The sequence below is a fragment of the Pseudomonas sp. P4795 genome, from assembly GCF_048822895.1.
Taxonomy (GTDB): domain Bacteria; phylum Pseudomonadota; class Gammaproteobacteria; order Pseudomonadales; family Pseudomonadaceae; genus Aquipseudomonas.
On sequence record NZ_JBMFBT010000003.1, the window covers coordinates 587,991 to 604,356 of the forward strand.

The following is a 16,366-nucleotide window of genomic DNA, read 5'->3' on the forward strand; positions in this document are numbered from 1 at the left end:
TGATGCTCAAGTGCGCAGAATTCAATTTTCGCGCACGAGAAAAATCGCCATGGAACTCAAGGCCAACGCCGCACTGATCATCATCGACCAGCAACAAGGCATCCTGCATCCGAAGCTCGGGCGGCGGAATAATCCGCTGGCCGAAGAACGGATTCTTGATTTGCTTGGGCTGTGGCGACGCAGCGCGCGGCCGGTAATCCATGTGCAGCACCTGTCGCATTCGCCGGATTCGGTGTTCTGGCCAGAGCAGTCGGGCGTGCAGTTTCAGCAGCGATTTCTGCCGCAGGGCAGTGAATGGCTGATCCAGAAGCGCGTGCCGGATGCGTTTTGTGCGACGGGGCTGGAAGCGCGATTGCGTGAGGCGGGGATCGATCAGTTGGTGATTGTCGGCGTAGCCACCAATAATTCCGTGGAATCGACCGCACGGACGGCGGGCAATCTGGGGTTTGAGGCGTGGGTGGCGGAGGATGGGTGTTTCACGTTCGACAAGGCCGATTACTTCGGCACCTTGCGTTCAGCCGAGGAAGTGCACGCGATGTCGCTGGGGAATTTGCATGGGGAGTATGCGACGGTGGTCAGCAGCGCTGACATTCTCAAGGCGCATTGAAAACCTTGTGGGAGCTGCGGTGCGACGATTCGACTTGCCAGCGATGGGGGCGACACATTCAGCATTGATGTTGCCTGACACTCAGCCATCGCTGGCAAGCCAGCTCCCACATAGTTTGATTGTGCGATCTACTGTGGGAGCCAGCCTGCTGGCGATAGCGATGTTTCAGGCGAAGAACATCTCCGCCAGAAGCATCAAGCGCCGTGGCACTTCTTGAATTTCTTGCCGTTGCCGCATGGGCAAGGATCATTGCGGCCGACATCTTTCAAGGCGTTGCGCACCGGTTCCTGGTGGGCGTGGCCGCAGTTCGGGCCGTGTACATGGCCGTGGTCATGCTGATGGTCATGGCCGTGATCATGGGGTTGATGGTCATGATCGTGGTTGCAGTCAGGGCCATGGACATGAGGTTGCTGGGTCATCGGGTTCGCTCCGGAATTAAATCGGCGGGGATTATCACGCCATTGCGCGCAAGGTGCACGTAGTGAGCGATGAATAAACCGGTTTCCATCTCGCCTTCCAGTCGATAGGGAATGCTTTGCCCGGGTTTTTTCAGCAGTTTCACCACCTCTTTGACTTTGGGCCAGAGGTTGGTGCGGATCGGTACCTTGAAGTACGCGCTGCGTTTCGGCCCCACGGTGAACCAATGTTCGTGCTCGCCCTCGGCCAGCAACATGTCGGCCAGATGAATCCGGTATTCCAGACCGCGCACGGTCAGGTCGCTGTCGTTGGGGTTGTCGATGCGAAAGTGCAGGATGAATTTCTGGTCCATGAGCCGGGCGCGCACCACCTCGACTTTGACCAGATGCACGGCCGGGTCTACGGGTTCATCAGTGAACCATGATGCGCAGCCTCCCAGCCCCACGGACAGAAGCAGAAGCAGCGAGAAGGCTTTGAATGTGCGCCATTGACCGAGCATCGTGTGACTCCCTTTGCTGCCCAGTCTAGTCGCCGCTCATCTCAAGCGCCGAAATACCCCGCGCAGCACTTCTTGAACTTCTGCCCGCTGGCACATGGACAGCTGTCATTACGCCCCAGCTTCAACTGCACGGTCGGGTCGATGAAGTACCAGTGGCCGCTGTTCTGCACGAACGAAGAACGTTCGCGGTGGCTGTGTTCACCCTGACCATCGTGCCAGCGTGCAGTGAAGGTGACGAAGGCGTGTTCCGGCTGGCCGCCGAACACTTCCGAGCTTTCAACCTCCAGCCCGAGCCAGGTGCTCTGCGCGCTCCAGTTGCTGATCGACTGGCGATCCAGCCCGGATTGCTGCGCGGGCAGGGTGGTCGCCACCAGATAATCGATCAGCCCCAGCACGTAGGCGCTGTAGCGCGAACGCATCAGCGCTTCGGCGCACGGGGCCGGCAGGCCGGCGTGATAATGGCCGCAGCAGGCATCCAGCAGATTGCCGCTGCCGCACGGGCAAATGGCTGTACTCATCGCATTACCACCAGTATTTCCCGAAGTTTTCCGGATTGGCCCAGAACCTTGAGTTGAGCCAGTCGGGGACTTGTTTGTAGTCAAGCAGATCGTAGGTGAACAGCGTCAGCACTTGTTCTTCGCGCTGAAAGCGTTCGCTGGCTTGCAGCGCCAGCGAGTAGAAATCGGTTTCCTGCCAGCCACTGGCCGACAGATCCGCCAGCACCGCAATGCGACTGGCGTTGAGGTTGCGGATCCCGCCCAACAGATTCAAGCCATCACGCTTGGGCAAATGCTCCAGACAATCGACCACCAACGCCAGATCGAAACGCTGCGCAGCCAGTTCGGCGGGCAGGGCACCGGGTGCGGCGTGGGCCACGCAAGTGTCCGGATGCGCTTGTTTAAAAGCTGCCAGCGCCGGAAATTCACTGGCGCCGATCAACAACAGGCGCGCCGGGGCGTAGCGATCAAGCAAAGCGGCCAGCGCTTGCTGTGGCGTGCGGGGAGAAATGGCAACAGTCATCGAGGTTCCTCAATCAGACCGCCAAGACTAGCCTGCCTGACCGCGTCGGCAAAGTGCGCTGTCACGCCGGTTTGCAACAAATGCGTCGAAGTCCTGTGAACACGCGCGCAAACAGCGGTGGCCTATTGCTGGCGGAGATTAAAACTCCGGTCTTTACTCCCTGAATCGGTTTTAAGCCGATCCCTCAGGAGAAAACTAGATGAGCATAGTTCGGACAGCATTACCCTTGGTTCTGCTAACCAGTGTGTTGACTGGTTGCGCAGGTTTGCAGAAAACCGACTGGCCGACCTGTGCGGCAGTCGGTGGTGTTGTCGGTGCGGGCCTCGGTGCAACCGAAAGCGCTGCATGGGCTGGTTATGGCGCATTGATTGTCGGCGGTACAGCGGCGGCTTACTGCTGGGTACACGGTGATGGCGACGAAGACGGTGATGGTGTGCCGGACAGCCGCGACAAGTGCCCGGGCACTCCGAAAGGCGTGCAGGTCGATGCCGATGGCTGCCCACCACCAGTGCCTGCGCCAGTGGTCGAAGAAGCTGTGGTGGTCAAGGAAGAAACCATCGTCATCCGCGATGTTCACTTCCAGTTCGACAAAGCCACGCTGACCGGCGCCGACAAGCAAGTGCTCGATAAAGTCGCCACGCGCCTGAAACAGGAATCCTCGACTGCGCAGTTGACCGTGACCGGTCACACCGACAGCGTCGGCAGCGATGCTTACAACCAGAAACTGTCGGATCGCCGCGCGCACTCGGTAGTGGAATACCTGATCCAGAGTGGCGTTCCGCGCAGCAGCTTCGTTTCGGTGGCCGGTGCCGGTGAGAGCCAGCCAGTCGCTGATAACAAAACTGCCGACGGTCGCGCACTCAACCGTCGCACGGAGATCAAAATCGACCGCTAAGCCTCCCTCGCATCCGCGCCTTGTGCAGTCGCGGATGCGGGTCTTTACTCCTGTGTAACCGGTATGGGCCGGTGACACAGGAGCTTTCCCAAATGAGTGTTCTCTCAAGGTCCGTCTTGCCGGTTGTGCTGCTGAGCAGCCTGTTGACCGGTTGCGCCACCCACAGCGATGGTTCTGCCCCCCTCAATCAACGTACCTGGCCGATCTGCAGCGTCATTGGCGGACTGGTCGGTGGCGGTCTCGGCGCGATCGAAAGTGCCGGATGGGCCGGCGGCGGCGCAGCGCTGGGGATCCTCACCGGCGGACTGATCTGCTACGCCCAGGATGGCGATGAAGATGACGATGGCGTATTTGACCGCCGCGATCGTTGCCCCGACACCCCGGAAAACACCCCGGTCGACCACCGTGGCTGTCCGCTGCCGCAGTATCCGGTCGTCGAGAAAAAGGTCGAACCGGTGCAGCAAACCGAAGTCATCACCTTGAGCGATGCAGGCAACGTGCTGTTCGATTTCGACAAGTCCGACCTCACACCTTCGGCCAAGGCGCAGCTGGATACGCTGATGGACAAACTGCGTAACGCCGATGTGGTGAGTATCAAGGTCGTCGGTCACACCGACAGCAAAGGCTCGGATGCTTATAACCAGGCATTGTCCGAACGTCGCGCGAGCAGCGTGGCTGAATATTTGCTGAGCCAGGGGCTGTCGCCGAGCAAGCTGACCAGTGAAGGGCGCGGTGAAAGCGAACCGGTTGCTGATAACGCCACTGACGAGGGGCGTTCGCAAAACCGTCGGGTAGAGTTGCACATCAATCGTTAGGATTTGTCTGTAGTACGCAGGCTAGAGCTGTCGGGCGCCGATCATCGGCGTGCCGGCAGCCTTCTGGCGATCGTAAGGGATTTTTATTTTTGCCTCTGGCTTATCGCCCGCAGAAGCGTTTACTGTGCGCCCAAAGAATAATTCGCAACACGGGGGCGCGTATGAAGGTTTTCTGGGGACTGGGGCGGTTGTTGACCCTGCTGTTCTGTTGTGTGGTGCTGGTCAATCAACTGGTGCCATTTGTCCATCCGCTGCACCTGCTGGTCAATCTGGCTGGCGGTCTGTTGTTGCTGATCCATGTATTCGAAGTGCTGCTGTGCAATCGCAGCCTCAAAGGTCGTCCGCATCCGTGGCGCGATCGTGGCCGAATTCTGCTGTTCGGCGTTTTCCACCTGCAAACCATCCCGGCCCCGGCCGCTCCGAAGGCTTCCCATGCGTAAACTTTGCCTGCTCGCTGCATTCATCAGCCCTTTGGCCTGTGCTCAAGTGGTCAGTGTTGAAACCAACTCGCTGATGCGTTTGCCCAACACCGCCAGCACCCTGCAGCTGGAAAAACTCGAAGTCGCCGATTACGGCACGCTGCTGGTTCCGTCGAATGTCACTGAACTGAACGTGGGTGAATTGCGTCTGGGCCATGAGGCGCGGATTGCCATTGTGCCGAGTGAACAGGCGCTGGATATGAAGGTCAGCCGCGCCGAACTGAGCGAGGGCAGCCAGATCACGGCACGCGGTGCGCCGGGGACTTATCTGAAGGCCGCGCGCTCGGGGCGCAATCTGAACCTGCAATTCAAGGCGTTGAAAGCGCCGCTGTTGTTGGTAGATGCCCGAGGCGGCACTGGGGCGCCGGGTTTTGTCGGACTCGACGGCGCGAATGGCCAGGAGCCGGGCTGCACTTGGGGCCAGGCAGGTCGCGGGTTCGATGGTAGCAACGGCAGCGATGGCCAGCCGGGTGCCGCGGGCGCGTTGGTGCGACTGGAAGTGCCGCGTGATTTCCCGGCGGAATTGATCAAGGTTGACGTCGCTGGCGGTGCCGGTGGCGCGGCCGGACCTGGTGGCAAGCCGGGGGCGGGGGGCAAGTCCAAGGGATGTGTGGTTTATCGGGCCGATGGTGGCAAGAGTGGCAAGCCTGGGGTGGATGGGCAGCCGGGGCCTGCTGGGGCGGCTGGCTCAGTAACAGTTCAACGTCTCTAAAAGCCGACCCTCACCCCAGCCCTCTCCCAGAGGGAGAGGGGGCCGACCGAAGTGTCTGGCGTCAAACATCGACCTGAAAAATCCGGTCGATTATAGATTCAGTAATGCACTCTCAGGTCGGCGTATCTCCCCAATATCCCCCAATCAGTCCCCTCTCCCTCCGGGCGGTCCGACGTTTCGGGAGGGCTAGGGTGAGGGGCTCTTGATCTTTGCCCCCGCCAATCAAAACATCGGCCGCGCACCAGCCATCGCCACCAACACCACCCCCACCAACAAATTAATCCCCACCACCCGCCGAATCCGCCCGAGCACCGCCGCACCCGCCGGCCAGTCCTTCGCCTCAACCGCCACGCGCAACTCCGGCAGCATCAAACCCTGAATCCGGATAAACAGCGCCGTCATGACGATGTACAGCCCGATCATCACCTGCACATATTTCGGCGCGGTCTCAAACCCGATGCCCTGCAAATGCAACATGCCCACGCCGCTGATCGGCAACACGATCACCGCGACCCACACCCAACGAAAAAAACCTTGAAACACTTGCACCCACAGCGTGAGTCGGGCGGGGCCGTCCAGAGCCTTTATCGCCGCGGGGCGCAAGACCATCCAGGCGAAAAACATGCCGCCGACCCACACCAGCGCCGCCAGTAAATGGATCGGATAAACGATGCTGAAAGGTGTCATTGGGGTACTCCGTCCTGCGCGAGATTAATTAGCGGGGTATGATAGCCGCCGATCCGAACCACTGAAAATTTATCCAGCGTTTTTGCGCCCGACGACACATGATCAGCACTGAACTCAAAACCACGATCCAGGGCGCCTACACGCGTTTTCTTGAAGCCAAGAGCCTCAAGCCGCGTTACGGCCAACGCCTGATGATCGCCGAAATCGCCAAAGTCCTCGGGGATATCGACACCGACGACGAAGGCCGGCGCAGTGGCGACCCCGCGATTGTCGCGGTGGAAGCCGGCACCGGTACCGGCAAGACCGTGGCCTACAGCATGGCGGCGATCCCCACGGCCAAGGCCGCCGGCAAGCGCCTGGTGATCGCCACTGCGACCGTCGCGCTGCAAGAGCAGATCGTTTACAAGGATCTGCCCGACCTGATGCGCAACAGCGGGCTGAGCTTCACCTTCGCCCTGGCCAAGGGCCGTGGCCGCTACATGTGCCTGTCCAAGCTCGACATGCTGTTGCAGGAAGGCCACGCACAAACCGCCACCGCGCAGCTGTTCGAAGAAGAAGGCTTCAAGATCGAAGTCGACGAGGCCAGTCAGAAGCTGTTCACCAGCATGATCGAGAAACTCGCCGGCAATAAGTGGGACGGCGACCGTGACAGTTGGTCGACCCCGCTGGAAGACGCCGACTGGGCGCGCCTGACCACCGATCACAGCCAGTGCACCAACCGCCATTGCCCGAACTTCGGCCAGTGCGCCTTCTACAAGGCACGCGAAGGCATGGGCAAGGTTGACGTGATCGTCACCAACCACGACATGGTGCTGGCCGACCTGGCCCTCGGCGGCGGGGCAGTGTTGCCCGATCCGCGCGACACTATTTACGTGTTTGACGAAGGCCACCATTTGCCGGACAAGGCGATCGGTCACTTCGCGCACTACACGCGCCTGCGCTCGACCGCCGACTGGCTGGAAACCACCGCCAAGAACCTCACCAAATTGCTCGCCCAGCATCCGCTGCCGGGTGATCTGGGCAAGTTGATCGAGCAAGTGCCGGAGCTGGCACGCGAGATCAAGACTCAGCAGCAATTCATGTTCAGCGCCTGCGAGCAGGTCGCCGATTTCAAGCCCGGTGAAGACGTTGAAGGTCGCGAGCGGCCGCGTCACCGTTTCGTTGGCGGGGTGATCCCCGACCACATGCGCGAAATGGGCATCGAGCTGAAAAAGGGCTTTTCCCGTCTAACCGATCTGTTTACGCGTCTGACCGACCTGCTCAAGGAAGGCATGGACGGCGAGGTCAACATCGGCATCGCCAGCAATCAGGCCGAGGAATGGTATCCGCTGTTCGGCAGCCTGTTGTCGCGCGCCTCCGGCAATTGGGAGTTGTGGACGGCGTTCACCGTCGAAGACCCGGAAGACAACCCGCCGATGGCCCGCTGGCTGACACTCGCCGAGAGCGGTTCGCTGTTCGACATCGAGGTCAATGCCAGCCCGATCCTTGCGGCGGAAATGCTCCGGCGCAATCTGTGGAACGTGGCGTATGGCTGTCTGGTGACCTCGGCGACTCTTACTGCCTTGGGCACCTTCGACCGCTTCCGCATGCGCGCCGGTCTGCCGAAAAAAGCAGTCACTGCTGTGGTGCCGAGCCCGTTCCATCACGCCGATGCCGGCGTGCTGCGGGTACCGGATCTGAAGGCCGACCCGCGTGATGCCGCCGCGCACACTGCGGCGATCATCCGGGATCTGCCGGATCTGGTCGAAGGTTCGCGCGGCACGTTGGTGCTGTTCTCTTCACGCAAACAGATGCAGGACGTGTTCGACGGCCTCGACCGCGACTGGCGCAAGCAAGTGTTCATTCAAGGCAACCTGTCGAAACAGGAAACCCTGAACAAGCACAAGGCGCGGGTCGATGGTGGTGACTCCAGCGTGCTGTTCGGTCTGGCGAGTTTCGCTGAAGGCGTGGATTTGCCCGGCGCTTATTGCGAGCACGTAGTGATCGCGAAGATCCCGTTCTCGGTGCCGGATGATCCGGTCGAAGCCGCACTTGCGGAGTGGATCGAAGCCCGTGGCGGTAATCCGTTCATGGAAATTTCGGTGCCGGATGCCTCGCTGAAACTGGTCCAGGCCTGTGGCCGACTGCTGCGCACCGAAGAAGATCGCGGCACCATCACCTTGCTTGATCGGCGGCTGGTCACCCAGCGCTATGGCAAGGCGATCCTCAATGCATTGCCTCCTTTCCGTCGTGAAATATCCTGAGACATCGGTGGGCAGTTTTGCCCGCCGCGTTGTCTATCTCTCTGCCATCGCTTTTCCATTGGCCATTGTTGGTCGTTAGGGAGAACTCCGTTCTTATGATCCGCCGTTCGCTGCCTGCCGTTTTTGCCTTGATCTTCGCCGCCCCTCTGCTGGCAGCGCCTGCCGCTCAGCAGACGCTGTTCAACTTTGTGCGCCCGGCCGATGTGGTCAAAGTGGTCACCGAAAATGCCGATCTGCCGCAGGCTAACGCCGAGCAGACCGCCGAGGGCGAAGTGCTGCGCCGGGTCACGTTCAATCCGGTCGAGCGGCCAACCTTGCGTCTGACGCCGCAGACTGGTGCGTGGGACTGGTCGCAGTCGGGGATGATGAGTCTGCGTGTGCAGAGTGCGATGAACTGGGCGGTGACGGTTTATGTGCAGATTCAGAGCAACGATGGCAAGACCTTGGTCAGCCGCGTCGATCTGCCGGCTGGCCCGGCGCAGACGTTGCTGGTGCCATTGGTTGCGAACTCGCCGCTCAGCCAAGGGATGAAGGCCGGGCCGCCGATGCCGATCACCCTCGATGGACAGCGGATTTTGCTGGCAAGCAGCAGCGGTGAACTGGACCGCAGCAATGTGGTGTCGGTGAGCCTGTCGATGGATCAGCCGAAAGCCGCGCAGAGTCTGCTGCTCGAGCGCTTCGGCGTGCAGGACGGCGATGCGGTGATCAAAGCTGCGTATGGCAATCTGGTCGACGCCTACGGTCAGTCGACCCGCAGCAAGTGGCCGGAAAAAGTCGCCAGTGACGAACAACTGAAATCCGCCGCCAGCAAAGAACGGCAACAGCTGAAAACCTGGCTGGCCGAGCGCGACAAATCCTCGCTGGACAAGTTTGGCGGCTGGAGCAAAGGCCCGGCGTTCAAGGCCAGCGGCTTCTTCCGTACAGAAAAACGTGACGGCCGCTGGTATCTGGTGACGCCGGAAGGTCACCCGTTCTATTCCCTAGGCGTCAACACCGTCAGCCCCGAGGTCAACCAGACTTACGTGGCCGGGCGCGAGTGGATGTTCGAATCCCTGCCCAAACCCGACGAGCCACTGGCCAGCCACTTTGGCGAAGGCGACAACCGTGGCGGCAACGGCGTCGATCAGGGGCGCAGCTACAACGCCGGGCGTTGGTACGATTTCTACGGCGCCAACCTGCAACGCCTGTATGGCGAACCCTGCAAGCCGGACAGCGATAGCAAGGCCGGGGTTGCCGAAGCGGCCAAGGCCAGCGTAGTCGAAGAGACTGCTGTCAATGCCTCCGAGCCGGTTGCAGCGTCAGATCAACCGAATGCCGGTGTCGCCGAATCGACCAAAACTGCAGCGACCGAGCAGCCTTCCGCCGCACCATGCAAAGCCACGTTCGACGAGCAGCGCTGGACCAACCACACCCTTGATCGCCTGCAAGCCTGGGGTTTCAACACTGTCGGTAACTGGAGCGCGGATCAACTCGGCGATGCCGATCGAGTGCCGTATACCTTGCCATTGTCGATCGTCGGCGATTACACCAGCATCAGCACCGGCAACGACTGGTGGGGAGCGATGCCTGATCCGTTCGACCCGCGTTTCGCCATGGCCACCGAACGCGCCGTGGCCATTGCCGCCCGCGATCACCGCGACGATCCGTGGCTGATCGGTTACTTCGCCGACAACGAGCTGGCCTGGGCCGGCGCGGGCGACGATCCGAAAGCCCGCTATGCGCTGGCTTATGGCACCTTGAAGATGACCACCGACGTGCCGGCCAAGCGTGCGTTCCTCAAGCAGTTGCGCGACAAGTACCGCAATCAGGCGGGATTGTCCAAGGCTTGGGGCATCGATCTGCCGGCGTGGGAATTGATGGAAGATCCGGGTTTTGTGCCGCCGCTGCCGAGCGCTGAACACCCGGAAATCGAAGCCGACTTCAAATACTTCCAGCAGGTATTTGCCGATACCTATTTCAAGACCATTTCCGACTCGCTGAAATGGCACGCACCGAATCAGTTGCTGCTCGGCGGCCGCTTCGCCAGCAGCACCCCGGAAGCCGTGAACGCCTGTGCGCAATATTGCGACGTGCTGAGTTTCAACATGTACACCCTGCAACCGCAGGACGGTTACGACTTCGCCGTGCTGCGCAATCTGGACAAACCGGTGCTGATTACCGAGTTCAACTTCGGCTCGACTGATCGTGGTCCGTTCTGGGGCGGCGTGACGCAACTGGCCAAAGAAGAAGATCGCGGCGCAGCCTATGCCAACTTCCTCAAGCAGGCCTTGAGTGAACCGTCGATTGTCGGCGTGCACTGGTTCCAGTATCTCGATCAACCAGTGACCGGGCGTTTGCTCGATGGCGAGAATGGCCACTTTGGCCTGGTGGGCGTGACCGATCTGCCGTTCCAGAGCTTTGTCGAAGCGGTGCGCAAGAGCAATCTGGCGACGGTCGATCAGTTGGCGAAAGAAGCTGAAAAAGCCGCGCAGACCGCCGACAAGGCCAGCCACGACGCCGAGGGCGGACGCAAAGCCGATGCCGGAAAGGGCCCGGGGCAGGGTGCCGGGCACGTCGGTGGGCATTCGGGCAAAGGCCAGTGATCACAAATGGCGCAGGCTCAGGCCTGCGACCGCCCGGCCCACAGCTGTTCCCAAAACCCTCAAGGGCTGGAACAATGCGGGCCACTTTGTAGAGCGTTTTCGAAGGGGAGTTGCGGGTGCAGATTCAGGGACATTACGAGCTTCAGTTCGAAGCAGTGCGCGAAGCTTTCGCCGCACTGTTCGAAGATCCCCAGGAACGCGGTGCAGCCTTGTGCATTCAGGTCGGCGGGGAAACCGTTATCGATCTCTGGGCCGGCACGTCCGACAAGGACGGCGCTGAAGCCTGGCACAGCGACACCATCGCCAATCTGTTCTCCTGCACCAAGACTTTCACCGCCGTCACCGCGCTGCAACTGGTCGCCGAAGGCAAGCTGCAACTCGACGCTCCGGTCGCTCGTTATTGGCCGGAATTCGCTGCTGCCGGCAAAGAATCTGTAACCCTGCGCCAATTGCTCTGCCACCAGGCCGGACTGCCAGCCCTGCGTGAACTGCTGGCGCCAGAAGCCTTGTACGAGTGGCAAACCATGGTCGATGCTCTCGCGGCCGAAGCGCCATGGTGGGCGCCGGGTACCGGTCATGGTTATGCCGCGATCACTTACGGTTGGCTGGTCGGCGAATTGTTGCGTCGCGCTGATGGCCGTGGGCCGGGCGAATCGATCGTCGCGCGAGTGGCCAAACCGCTGGGGCTGGATTTCCATGTCGGCCTGGCTGACGAAGAATTCCACCGCGTGGCTCACATCGCCCGCGGCAAAGGTAATAGCGGCGACGCCGCCGCCCAGCGCCTGTTGCAAGTGACCATGCGCGAACCGACTGCCATGACTACCCGTGCCTTCACCAATCCGCCTTCAGTGCTCACCAGCACCAACAAAGCGGAATGGCGGCGCATGCAGCAACCGGCGGCCAACGGCCACGGCAATGCGCGCAGTCTGGCCGGGTTCTACGCCGGTCTGCTCGACGGCAGCCTGCTGGAAAGCGAAATGCTCGACGAGCTGACCCGCGAACACAGCCTCGGCGATGACAAGACTCTGCTGACCCAGACCCGTTTCGGCCTGGGTTGCATGCTCGATCAACCTGACGTGCCAAACGCGACTTACGGCCTCGGCCCGCGCGCGTTCGGGCATCCGGGGGCGGGGGGGGCCATCGGTTTTGCTGATCCGGAGCATGATGTGGCCTTCGGTTTCGTGACAAATACCCTTGGGCCCTACGTTTTGATGGATCCGCGTGCGCAGAAGCTTGCGCGGGTACTTGCCACTTGTCTGTAAAGTTTCACCTGAGGCTCCAGGGCCGGAACCTCATGCAGTTTTTCGATTCAAAGCGTCTGTTTATCCGGGCGAAAGTGCTCTGATTTTCCTTTACTTCATTTTGTGGGTTTCCAATGTCGTCCAAACAAACTCTCGCCCTGGCCCTGTGTTTTGCGATTACCGGTTGTGCTCAGACCCCAGCGAATGACGCCGATGGCGGCAGCTGGTGGCCGTTCGGTTCTTCCGACAAGGTCGCGGCCAAAGAGCCAGCAGCGGCTCCTGCTCCGGCTCCTGCTCCGGCTCCGCTGAAGCCTGCCGCTACCGCGCCTTTGGCCAAGGCTGAAAGCAGCAATCCTTGGTACTGGCCGTTTGGTTCGGACGACACCGCAAAGGCCGATGCCAAGCCTGAAGTGAAACCCGAAGCCCAACCGGTCGCCGTCGCCAAGGCTGAAGCCGACGCCGGTGGCAAATGGTGGTGGCCGTTCGGCGGCAAGGATCAGCCAACCGCCAAAGTAGTGCCAATGCCGGACCCGAAAGTTACCCAAGCCTGGCTCGACGATTACGAACCACGTCTGCGTACCGCGATCAAGGACAGCAATCTGCAGCTCGAACGCCGGGACAACGTGCTGGTGGTGACTGCGCCGGTCGAAGGCTCGTTCAACCCGGACCGCCCGGCCATGCTGCTGCCGGTCACCCTTGGCCCGTTCACGCGCGTGGCAAAAATCCTTGAAGCCGATCCGAAAACCGCGGTACTGGTGCTCGGTCACAGCGACAGCTCTGGCGCGGCACCGGCCAACACCAAATTGAGCCAGGAGCGTGCCCAGGCCATCGCGGCGATTTTCCGTCTGAGCGGCTTGCAGCGTGATCGCCTGATGCTGCGTGGCATGGGTTCCGAAGCGCCGCGCGCGGCCAACGACAGCGTTGAAGGCCGTGCCCTGAATCGTCGTGTCGAATTGCTGGTAACCCCGCAGAACACCATGGTTGCGCTGCTCAGCAAGTACAACATGCCAGCCCCGAAACCAGTGACCATGGTCGCTGCGCAGGACGTCAAGCCAGTCGCCAAACCAGTGACCCCGGCACCGGCCGTCAAGAAAGCCGCTGTGCCAGCCACGAAAAAGGCTCCAGCGAAGAAGGCCGCAGCCAAGGCTCCAGCCAAGAAGGCTCCGGCCAAAGCTCCAGCGAAGAAGACTGCGCCAGCCAAAGCCGCCACGACTGACAAGAAAGTCGTCGCTGCCGATGCCGCGAAGAAGTAATCCGCTAACGAAAAGGAATGCGCCATGACCCAGGCCCTGGCAGATATGCGTCGTGATTACACCCGTGATGGCCTGACCGAGGCGCAAGCCCCGGCCGAGCCGTTCGCGCTGTTTCACCAGTGGTTCGCCGACGCGGTGAAAACCGAACAGGCACCGGTGGAGGCCAATGCCATGACCCTGGCCACGGTCGATGCGGACGGGCGTCCGCATTGCCGCATTCTGCTGCTCAAGGGCCTGGACGCGCAGGGCTTCACGTTCTTCACCAACTACGAAAGCGCCAAGGGTCAGCATCTGGCGGCCAATCCGTTTGCCGCCATGACGTTCTTCTGGCCGACTCTGGAACGTCAGGTGCGCATCGAGGGGCGGGTGGTCAAGGTCACGCCTGAAGAGTCCGATGCTTATTATCAGGTGCGACCGCTGGGCAGCCGTCTCGGCGCCTGGGCTTCACCGCAGAGCCGGGTGATCAATGGCCGTGGTGAACTGGAGGATCTGCTCAAGGCTACCGAGCAACGCTTCAGCGATACCCAGCCCGACTGCCCAAAACATTGGGGCGGATACCGTTTGCTGCCTGAGCGCATCGAGTTCTGGCAGGGCCGTTCGAGCCGCCTGCATGATCGCCTCAACTACCGCTCGCAGGGCACCGACTGGATTCTTGAACGACTGGCACCCTGAGCAGTCTACCGAGCGGGATAGCCTGAGCAGTAGCTCTCCACGGTGCAGCTTGTCGAATTTGGCGCTACTGTTGGGTGAGGTCATGCAAGGCCCTGTACCAGGCCTGAATGAAACCACTTTTATCCGCGCGGCGCCGTGACAGGCGTCCAGCTGCGGAGTTTAATGAATACCTGTCCTTTTGGAGTTGATGCTATGCGTAAGTCTGTTCTGCTGGTTGCTTCCTTTTCCACGATGGCGATGTTGCTCACTGGCTGCCAATCGAGCCTGACCGGTGACTCCTATTCCCGTGACGAAGCGCGTCGCGTGCAGTCGATTCGCATGGGCACCATCGAATCCCTGCGACCGGTGAAAATCGAAGGCACCAAGACTCCGATCGGCGGCGCAGCCGGTGCAGTGGTCGGCGGCGTTGGCGGCAGCGCCATCGGCGGTGGTCGCGGCAGTATCGTTGCAGCGGTGATCGGCGCAGTGGCCGGCGGTTTGCTGGGTTCGGCTACCGAAGAAGGCCTGACCCGCACGCAAGGCGTGGAAATCACCGTGCGCGAAGACGACGGCAGCATGCGCGCCTATGTGCAGCAGGTTCAGGAAAATGAAGTGTTCCGCGTTGGCGAGCGAGTACGGATTTCGACTGTTGACGGGACCAGCCGCGTTTCGCACTAAGCGGGAACAGCGGTAAAAGAAACCCCGTTCAGGTGACTGGTCGGGGTTTTTGTTTGTTCAAGCTTTCGATGTCAGTGAGTATCAGTCCGCTCAGAGTTGTGATGTTAGGTACAAGTCAAGATCTGGCGGAAGACTCAAGGAGCATGCTTGTTCAATATCAATAATCTGTTGTGACGTCAGTTTGTAGTCATGCAGAGAATCCTTTTCATTCCTCCAACCCATAATTCGCTTCAGGTCCAAAGTAGCGATGGAGAGGGTCTGCTCATAGAGAGGAAAATCCTCCCCTGTTTTAACTCCCATTATTCGATGTGTCATGGTTCTACCCACCTCGTCGGATCCGCTGGTTTCGTCTGTTCTCCTGTTTCGTGGTTGAACTCACCCAAATGTTTTCCACGCTTTGTGTATTTTTCAATTGCCCCATGTCGAAAGTCCCATTCATAAATTATGCCGCCTCTATCTTTCCAGCGGGGACGTAACCCACCACCACCTTTTATTGGCGTTTTTGGAGTGGCCCAGCGGGCATCGGGATATGCAGGCAAGTTGTTGGGTTTTTGGTGGTAGTCGCCATGTGACAAATTCACCACAATGTAAACCGGCCGAACTCCTGATCCCACCGGAAACACCAATATGAAATCCCGGTACTCCGGCGGATAAACCGGATTAACCAGAATCCCGTCCGCCGCCTTCGTCGGCGGATAAACCCAGATATGCGGCGCTTGCGGAGCCGCTTCGAGGGCGGGGATGCCGAGGACGTCGGCGCCGTCCACGGCGGGCGTCCAGATCAGTTCAATACCTTCGCCAAGGTCTGCAACAAAGCGGCTGTCGCGTGGCGTGAAATGCACCACATCGACCATTTCCCAGTCGCGATTCTTACCCGTGTAGAAACCATAGCCCTTGAGGGTGCCGTCAGCCTGTTGTTCGATCCTCAGGCGAACGCGTGTCCGCGCCTGTTTCAGACTGCGCAGTTGTTCTTCGGTATACAGGGCGCTGTCGCCAAGGGTTGGCGTCCAGAACAAAGCGACCAGACCGGCGAGTGCAGCGGCTCCGCCTGCGCCGAGCGCTGCGATGTTTGATGTCGCGAGCGCCGGGATCCGCAGGGCGAGCTTGCCGAGTTCCAATGGAACGGTGCTGCCACTGATCGCTTCCAGGTTCAGCAGGCCCGCTTCATCTACTTCGCGGGCGCCAAGCCAGGCGATGTCGCCGTAGTCCTTCAGGCTATCGGTCGGCACCATCCCCGAAGGACTCGCGTAATCAATGATCGCATCCGGCAGTTTGCAGGACTTGGCAAACACGCACCCGGCGCGCACCGGCGTAGGCTTTTTCGCCGCTATCTCGCGGCTGCGCTCGAAAGCTTCCTGCCGTGCCAGCATGGCGTCATAGGTTTTTTGACGTTGTTCGCGCTCGGCCAGTTCGCTGGCCGTCATATAGCGGTGGGTGACGAAATGTCCGTCGCCCTCACCGGGTTTGGGGATGCGGGGAATGTCCTTTTGACCAGCCACTGATTGTCCTTTCGTTCATGCATCGGCAACCCCTCGAAAGGGGCTGCACGACGTTAACGAAGCGGGAAATCTGTGGCTGTAGGACGCG

Annotated in this window: 17 protein-coding genes; 11 read left to right on the forward strand and 6 right to left on the reverse strand. The window is 60.4% G+C overall.

Features of this window, described 5'->3' with window-relative positions:
• Positions 1-49 precede the first annotated feature (49 nt).
• Positions 50-607 (forward strand): cysteine hydrolase family protein, encoded by a 558-nt coding sequence (locus ACOI8A_RS11330; protein WP_420648381.1) that lies wholly within the window; start codon positions 50-52, stop codon positions 605-607.
• 194 nt (positions 608-801) lie between these two features.
• Here the strand turns inward: ACOI8A_RS11330 and ACOI8A_RS11335 are convergent, their stop codons facing one another.
• From ACOI8A_RS11335 to ACOI8A_RS11350, 4 genes are read right to left on the reverse strand one after another with little or no spacing between them, the layout of a single operon-like run.
• The gene (locus ACOI8A_RS11335; RefSeq protein ID WP_420648229.1) at positions 802-1,026 is read right to left on the reverse strand and encodes an SEC-C metal-binding domain-containing protein; all 225 of its coding nucleotides are present in this window, start codon (positions 1,024-1,026) and stop codon (positions 802-804) included.
• Positions 1,023-1,523: an LEA type 2 family protein gene (locus ACOI8A_RS11340; protein WP_420648228.1), complete on the reverse strand. Its 501-nt coding sequence runs from the start codon at positions 1,521-1,523 to the stop codon at positions 1,023-1,025. Before ACOI8A_RS11340 ends, ACOI8A_RS11335 begins: the two co-directional genes overlap by 4 nt.
• A gap of 41 nt (positions 1,524-1,564) precedes the next feature.
• Positions 1,565-2,041 (reverse strand): YchJ family protein, encoded by a 477-nt coding sequence (locus ACOI8A_RS11345; protein WP_420648227.1) that lies wholly within the window; start codon positions 2,039-2,041, stop codon positions 1,565-1,567.
• A gap of 4 nt (positions 2,042-2,045) precedes the next feature.
• The gene (locus tag ACOI8A_RS11350; RefSeq protein ID WP_420648226.1) at positions 2,046-2,543 is read right to left on the reverse strand and encodes a DUF6231 family protein; all 498 of its coding nucleotides are present in this window, start codon (positions 2,541-2,543) and stop codon (positions 2,046-2,048) included.
• Between the two features lie 199 nt (positions 2,544-2,742).
• Between ACOI8A_RS11350 and ACOI8A_RS11355 the strand changes: the two genes are divergently transcribed.
• From ACOI8A_RS11355 to ACOI8A_RS11370, 4 genes are all read left to right on the forward strand, one after another.
• Positions 2,743-3,438, forward strand: coding sequence for an OmpA family protein (locus tag ACOI8A_RS11355; protein WP_420648225.1), 696 nt, complete (start codon positions 2,743-2,745; stop codon positions 3,436-3,438).
• 92 nt (positions 3,439-3,530) lie between these two features.
• Positions 3,531-4,253 (forward strand): OmpA family protein, encoded by a 723-nt coding sequence (locus ACOI8A_RS11360; protein ID WP_420648224.1) that lies wholly within the window; start codon positions 3,531-3,533, stop codon positions 4,251-4,253.
• A gap of 161 nt (positions 4,254-4,414) precedes the next feature.
• Entirely contained in the window at positions 4,415-4,693 is a 279-nt protein-coding gene (locus ACOI8A_RS11365) for a DUF1145 domain-containing protein (protein ID WP_420648223.1), read from the forward strand.
• Positions 4,686-5,444 carry a collagen-like protein gene (locus tag ACOI8A_RS11370; RefSeq protein WP_420648222.1) on the forward strand — a complete coding sequence of 253 codons (759 nt, stop codon included), beginning with the start codon at positions 4,686-4,688 and terminating at the stop codon, positions 5,442-5,444. The genes ACOI8A_RS11365 and ACOI8A_RS11370 overlap by 8 nt, the downstream gene beginning before the upstream one ends.
• A gap of 222 nt (positions 5,445-5,666) precedes the next feature.
• On the opposite strand, the gene ACOI8A_RS11375 is transcribed toward ACOI8A_RS11370, so the two are convergent.
• Positions 5,667-6,131: a CopD family protein gene (locus ACOI8A_RS11375; RefSeq protein ID WP_420648221.1), complete on the reverse strand. Its 465-nt coding sequence runs from the start codon at positions 6,129-6,131 to the stop codon at positions 5,667-5,669.
• A 98-nt stretch (positions 6,132-6,229) separates the two neighbouring features.
• Between ACOI8A_RS11375 and dinG the strand changes: the two genes are divergently transcribed.
• The 6 genes from dinG (at position 6,230) to ACOI8A_RS11405 (ending at position 14,779) form a co-directional block, all read left to right on the forward strand.
• Positions 6,230-8,374, forward strand: coding sequence for an ATP-dependent DNA helicase DinG (dinG, locus tag ACOI8A_RS11380; RefSeq protein WP_420648220.1), 2,145 nt, complete (start codon positions 6,230-6,232; stop codon positions 8,372-8,374).
• A 95-nt stretch (positions 8,375-8,469) separates the two neighbouring features.
• Positions 8,470-10,956, forward strand: a complete 2,487-nt coding sequence (locus ACOI8A_RS11385; RefSeq protein WP_420648219.1) for a beta-galactosidase — start codon at positions 8,470-8,472, stop codon at positions 10,954-10,956.
• Positions 10,957-11,072: 116 nt separating this feature from the next.
• Positions 11,073-12,218 carry a serine hydrolase domain-containing protein gene (locus tag ACOI8A_RS11390; protein WP_420648218.1) on the forward strand — a complete coding sequence of 382 codons (1,146 nt, stop codon included), beginning with the start codon at positions 11,073-11,075 and terminating at the stop codon, positions 12,216-12,218.
• Between the two features lie 113 nt (positions 12,219-12,331).
• Entirely contained in the window at positions 12,332-13,450 is a 1,119-nt protein-coding gene (locus tag ACOI8A_RS11395; protein ID WP_420657753.1) for an OmpA family protein, read from the forward strand.
• A gap of 24 nt (positions 13,451-13,474) precedes the next feature.
• The gene (pdxH, locus tag ACOI8A_RS11400; protein ID WP_420648216.1) at positions 13,475-14,122 is read left to right on the forward strand and encodes a pyridoxamine 5'-phosphate oxidase; all 648 of its coding nucleotides are present in this window, start codon (positions 13,475-13,477) and stop codon (positions 14,120-14,122) included.
• 192 nt (positions 14,123-14,314) lie between these two features.
• A complete protein-coding gene (locus tag ACOI8A_RS11405) occupies positions 14,315-14,779 on the forward strand; it encodes a glycine zipper 2TM domain-containing protein (protein WP_420648215.1) in 465 nt (154 codons plus the stop codon).
• 311 nt (positions 14,780-15,090) lie between these two features.
• On the opposite strand, the gene ACOI8A_RS11410 is transcribed toward ACOI8A_RS11405, so the two are convergent.
• Positions 15,091-16,278, reverse strand: a complete 1,188-nt coding sequence (locus ACOI8A_RS11410) for a colicin E3/pyocin S6 family cytotoxin (RefSeq protein WP_420648214.1) — start codon at positions 16,276-16,278, stop codon at positions 15,091-15,093.
• Positions 16,279-16,366 lie beyond the last annotated feature (88 nt).

What these genes read in the sequence shown, in the direction of transcription:
- ACOI8A_RS11405 (WP_420648215.1), top strand. Translation starts at nt 14,315, where the DNA reads ATGCGTAAGTCTGTTCTGCTGGTTGCTTCCTTTTCCACGATGGCGATG.
- ACOI8A_RS11345 (WP_420648227.1), bottom strand. Translation starts at nt 2,041, where the DNA reads ATGAGTACAGCCATTTGCCCGTGCGGCAGCGGCAATCTGCTGGATGCC.
- ACOI8A_RS11360 (WP_420648224.1), top strand. Translation starts at nt 3,531, where the DNA reads ATGAGTGTTCTCTCAAGGTCCGTCTTGCCGGTTGTGCTGCTGAGCAGC.
- ACOI8A_RS11370 (WP_420648222.1), top strand. Translation starts at nt 4,686, where the DNA reads ATGCGTAAACTTTGCCTGCTCGCTGCATTCATCAGCCCTTTGGCCTGT.
- ACOI8A_RS11385 (WP_420648219.1), top strand. Translation starts at nt 8,470, where the DNA reads ATGATCCGCCGTTCGCTGCCTGCCGTTTTTGCCTTGATCTTCGCCGCC.
- pdxH (WP_420648216.1), top strand. Translation starts at nt 13,475, where the DNA reads ATGACCCAGGCCCTGGCAGATATGCGTCGTGATTACACCCGTGATGGC.
- ACOI8A_RS11330 (WP_420648381.1), top strand. Translation starts at nt 50, where the DNA reads ATGGAACTCAAGGCCAACGCCGCACTGATCATCATCGACCAGCAACAA.
- ACOI8A_RS11340 (WP_420648228.1), bottom strand. Translation starts at nt 1,523, where the DNA reads ATGCTCGGTCAATGGCGCACATTCAAAGCCTTCTCGCTGCTTCTGCTT.
- ACOI8A_RS11395 (WP_420657753.1), top strand. Translation starts at nt 12,332, where the DNA reads ATGTCGTCCAAACAAACTCTCGCCCTGGCCCTGTGTTTTGCGATTACC.
- ACOI8A_RS11355 (WP_420648225.1), top strand. Translation starts at nt 2,743, where the DNA reads ATGAGCATAGTTCGGACAGCATTACCCTTGGTTCTGCTAACCAGTGTG.
- ACOI8A_RS11365 (WP_420648223.1), top strand. Translation starts at nt 4,415, where the DNA reads ATGAAGGTTTTCTGGGGACTGGGGCGGTTGTTGACCCTGCTGTTCTGT.
- ACOI8A_RS11350 (WP_420648226.1), bottom strand. Translation starts at nt 2,543, where the DNA reads ATGACTGTTGCCATTTCTCCCCGCACGCCACAGCAAGCGCTGGCCGCT.
- ACOI8A_RS11375 (WP_420648221.1), bottom strand. Translation starts at nt 6,131, where the DNA reads ATGACACCTTTCAGCATCGTTTATCCGATCCATTTACTGGCGGCGCTG.
- ACOI8A_RS11335 (WP_420648229.1), bottom strand. Translation starts at nt 1,026, where the DNA reads ATGACCCAGCAACCTCATGTCCATGGCCCTGACTGCAACCACGATCAT.
- dinG (WP_420648220.1), top strand. Translation starts at nt 6,230, where the DNA reads ATGATCAGCACTGAACTCAAAACCACGATCCAGGGCGCCTACACGCGT.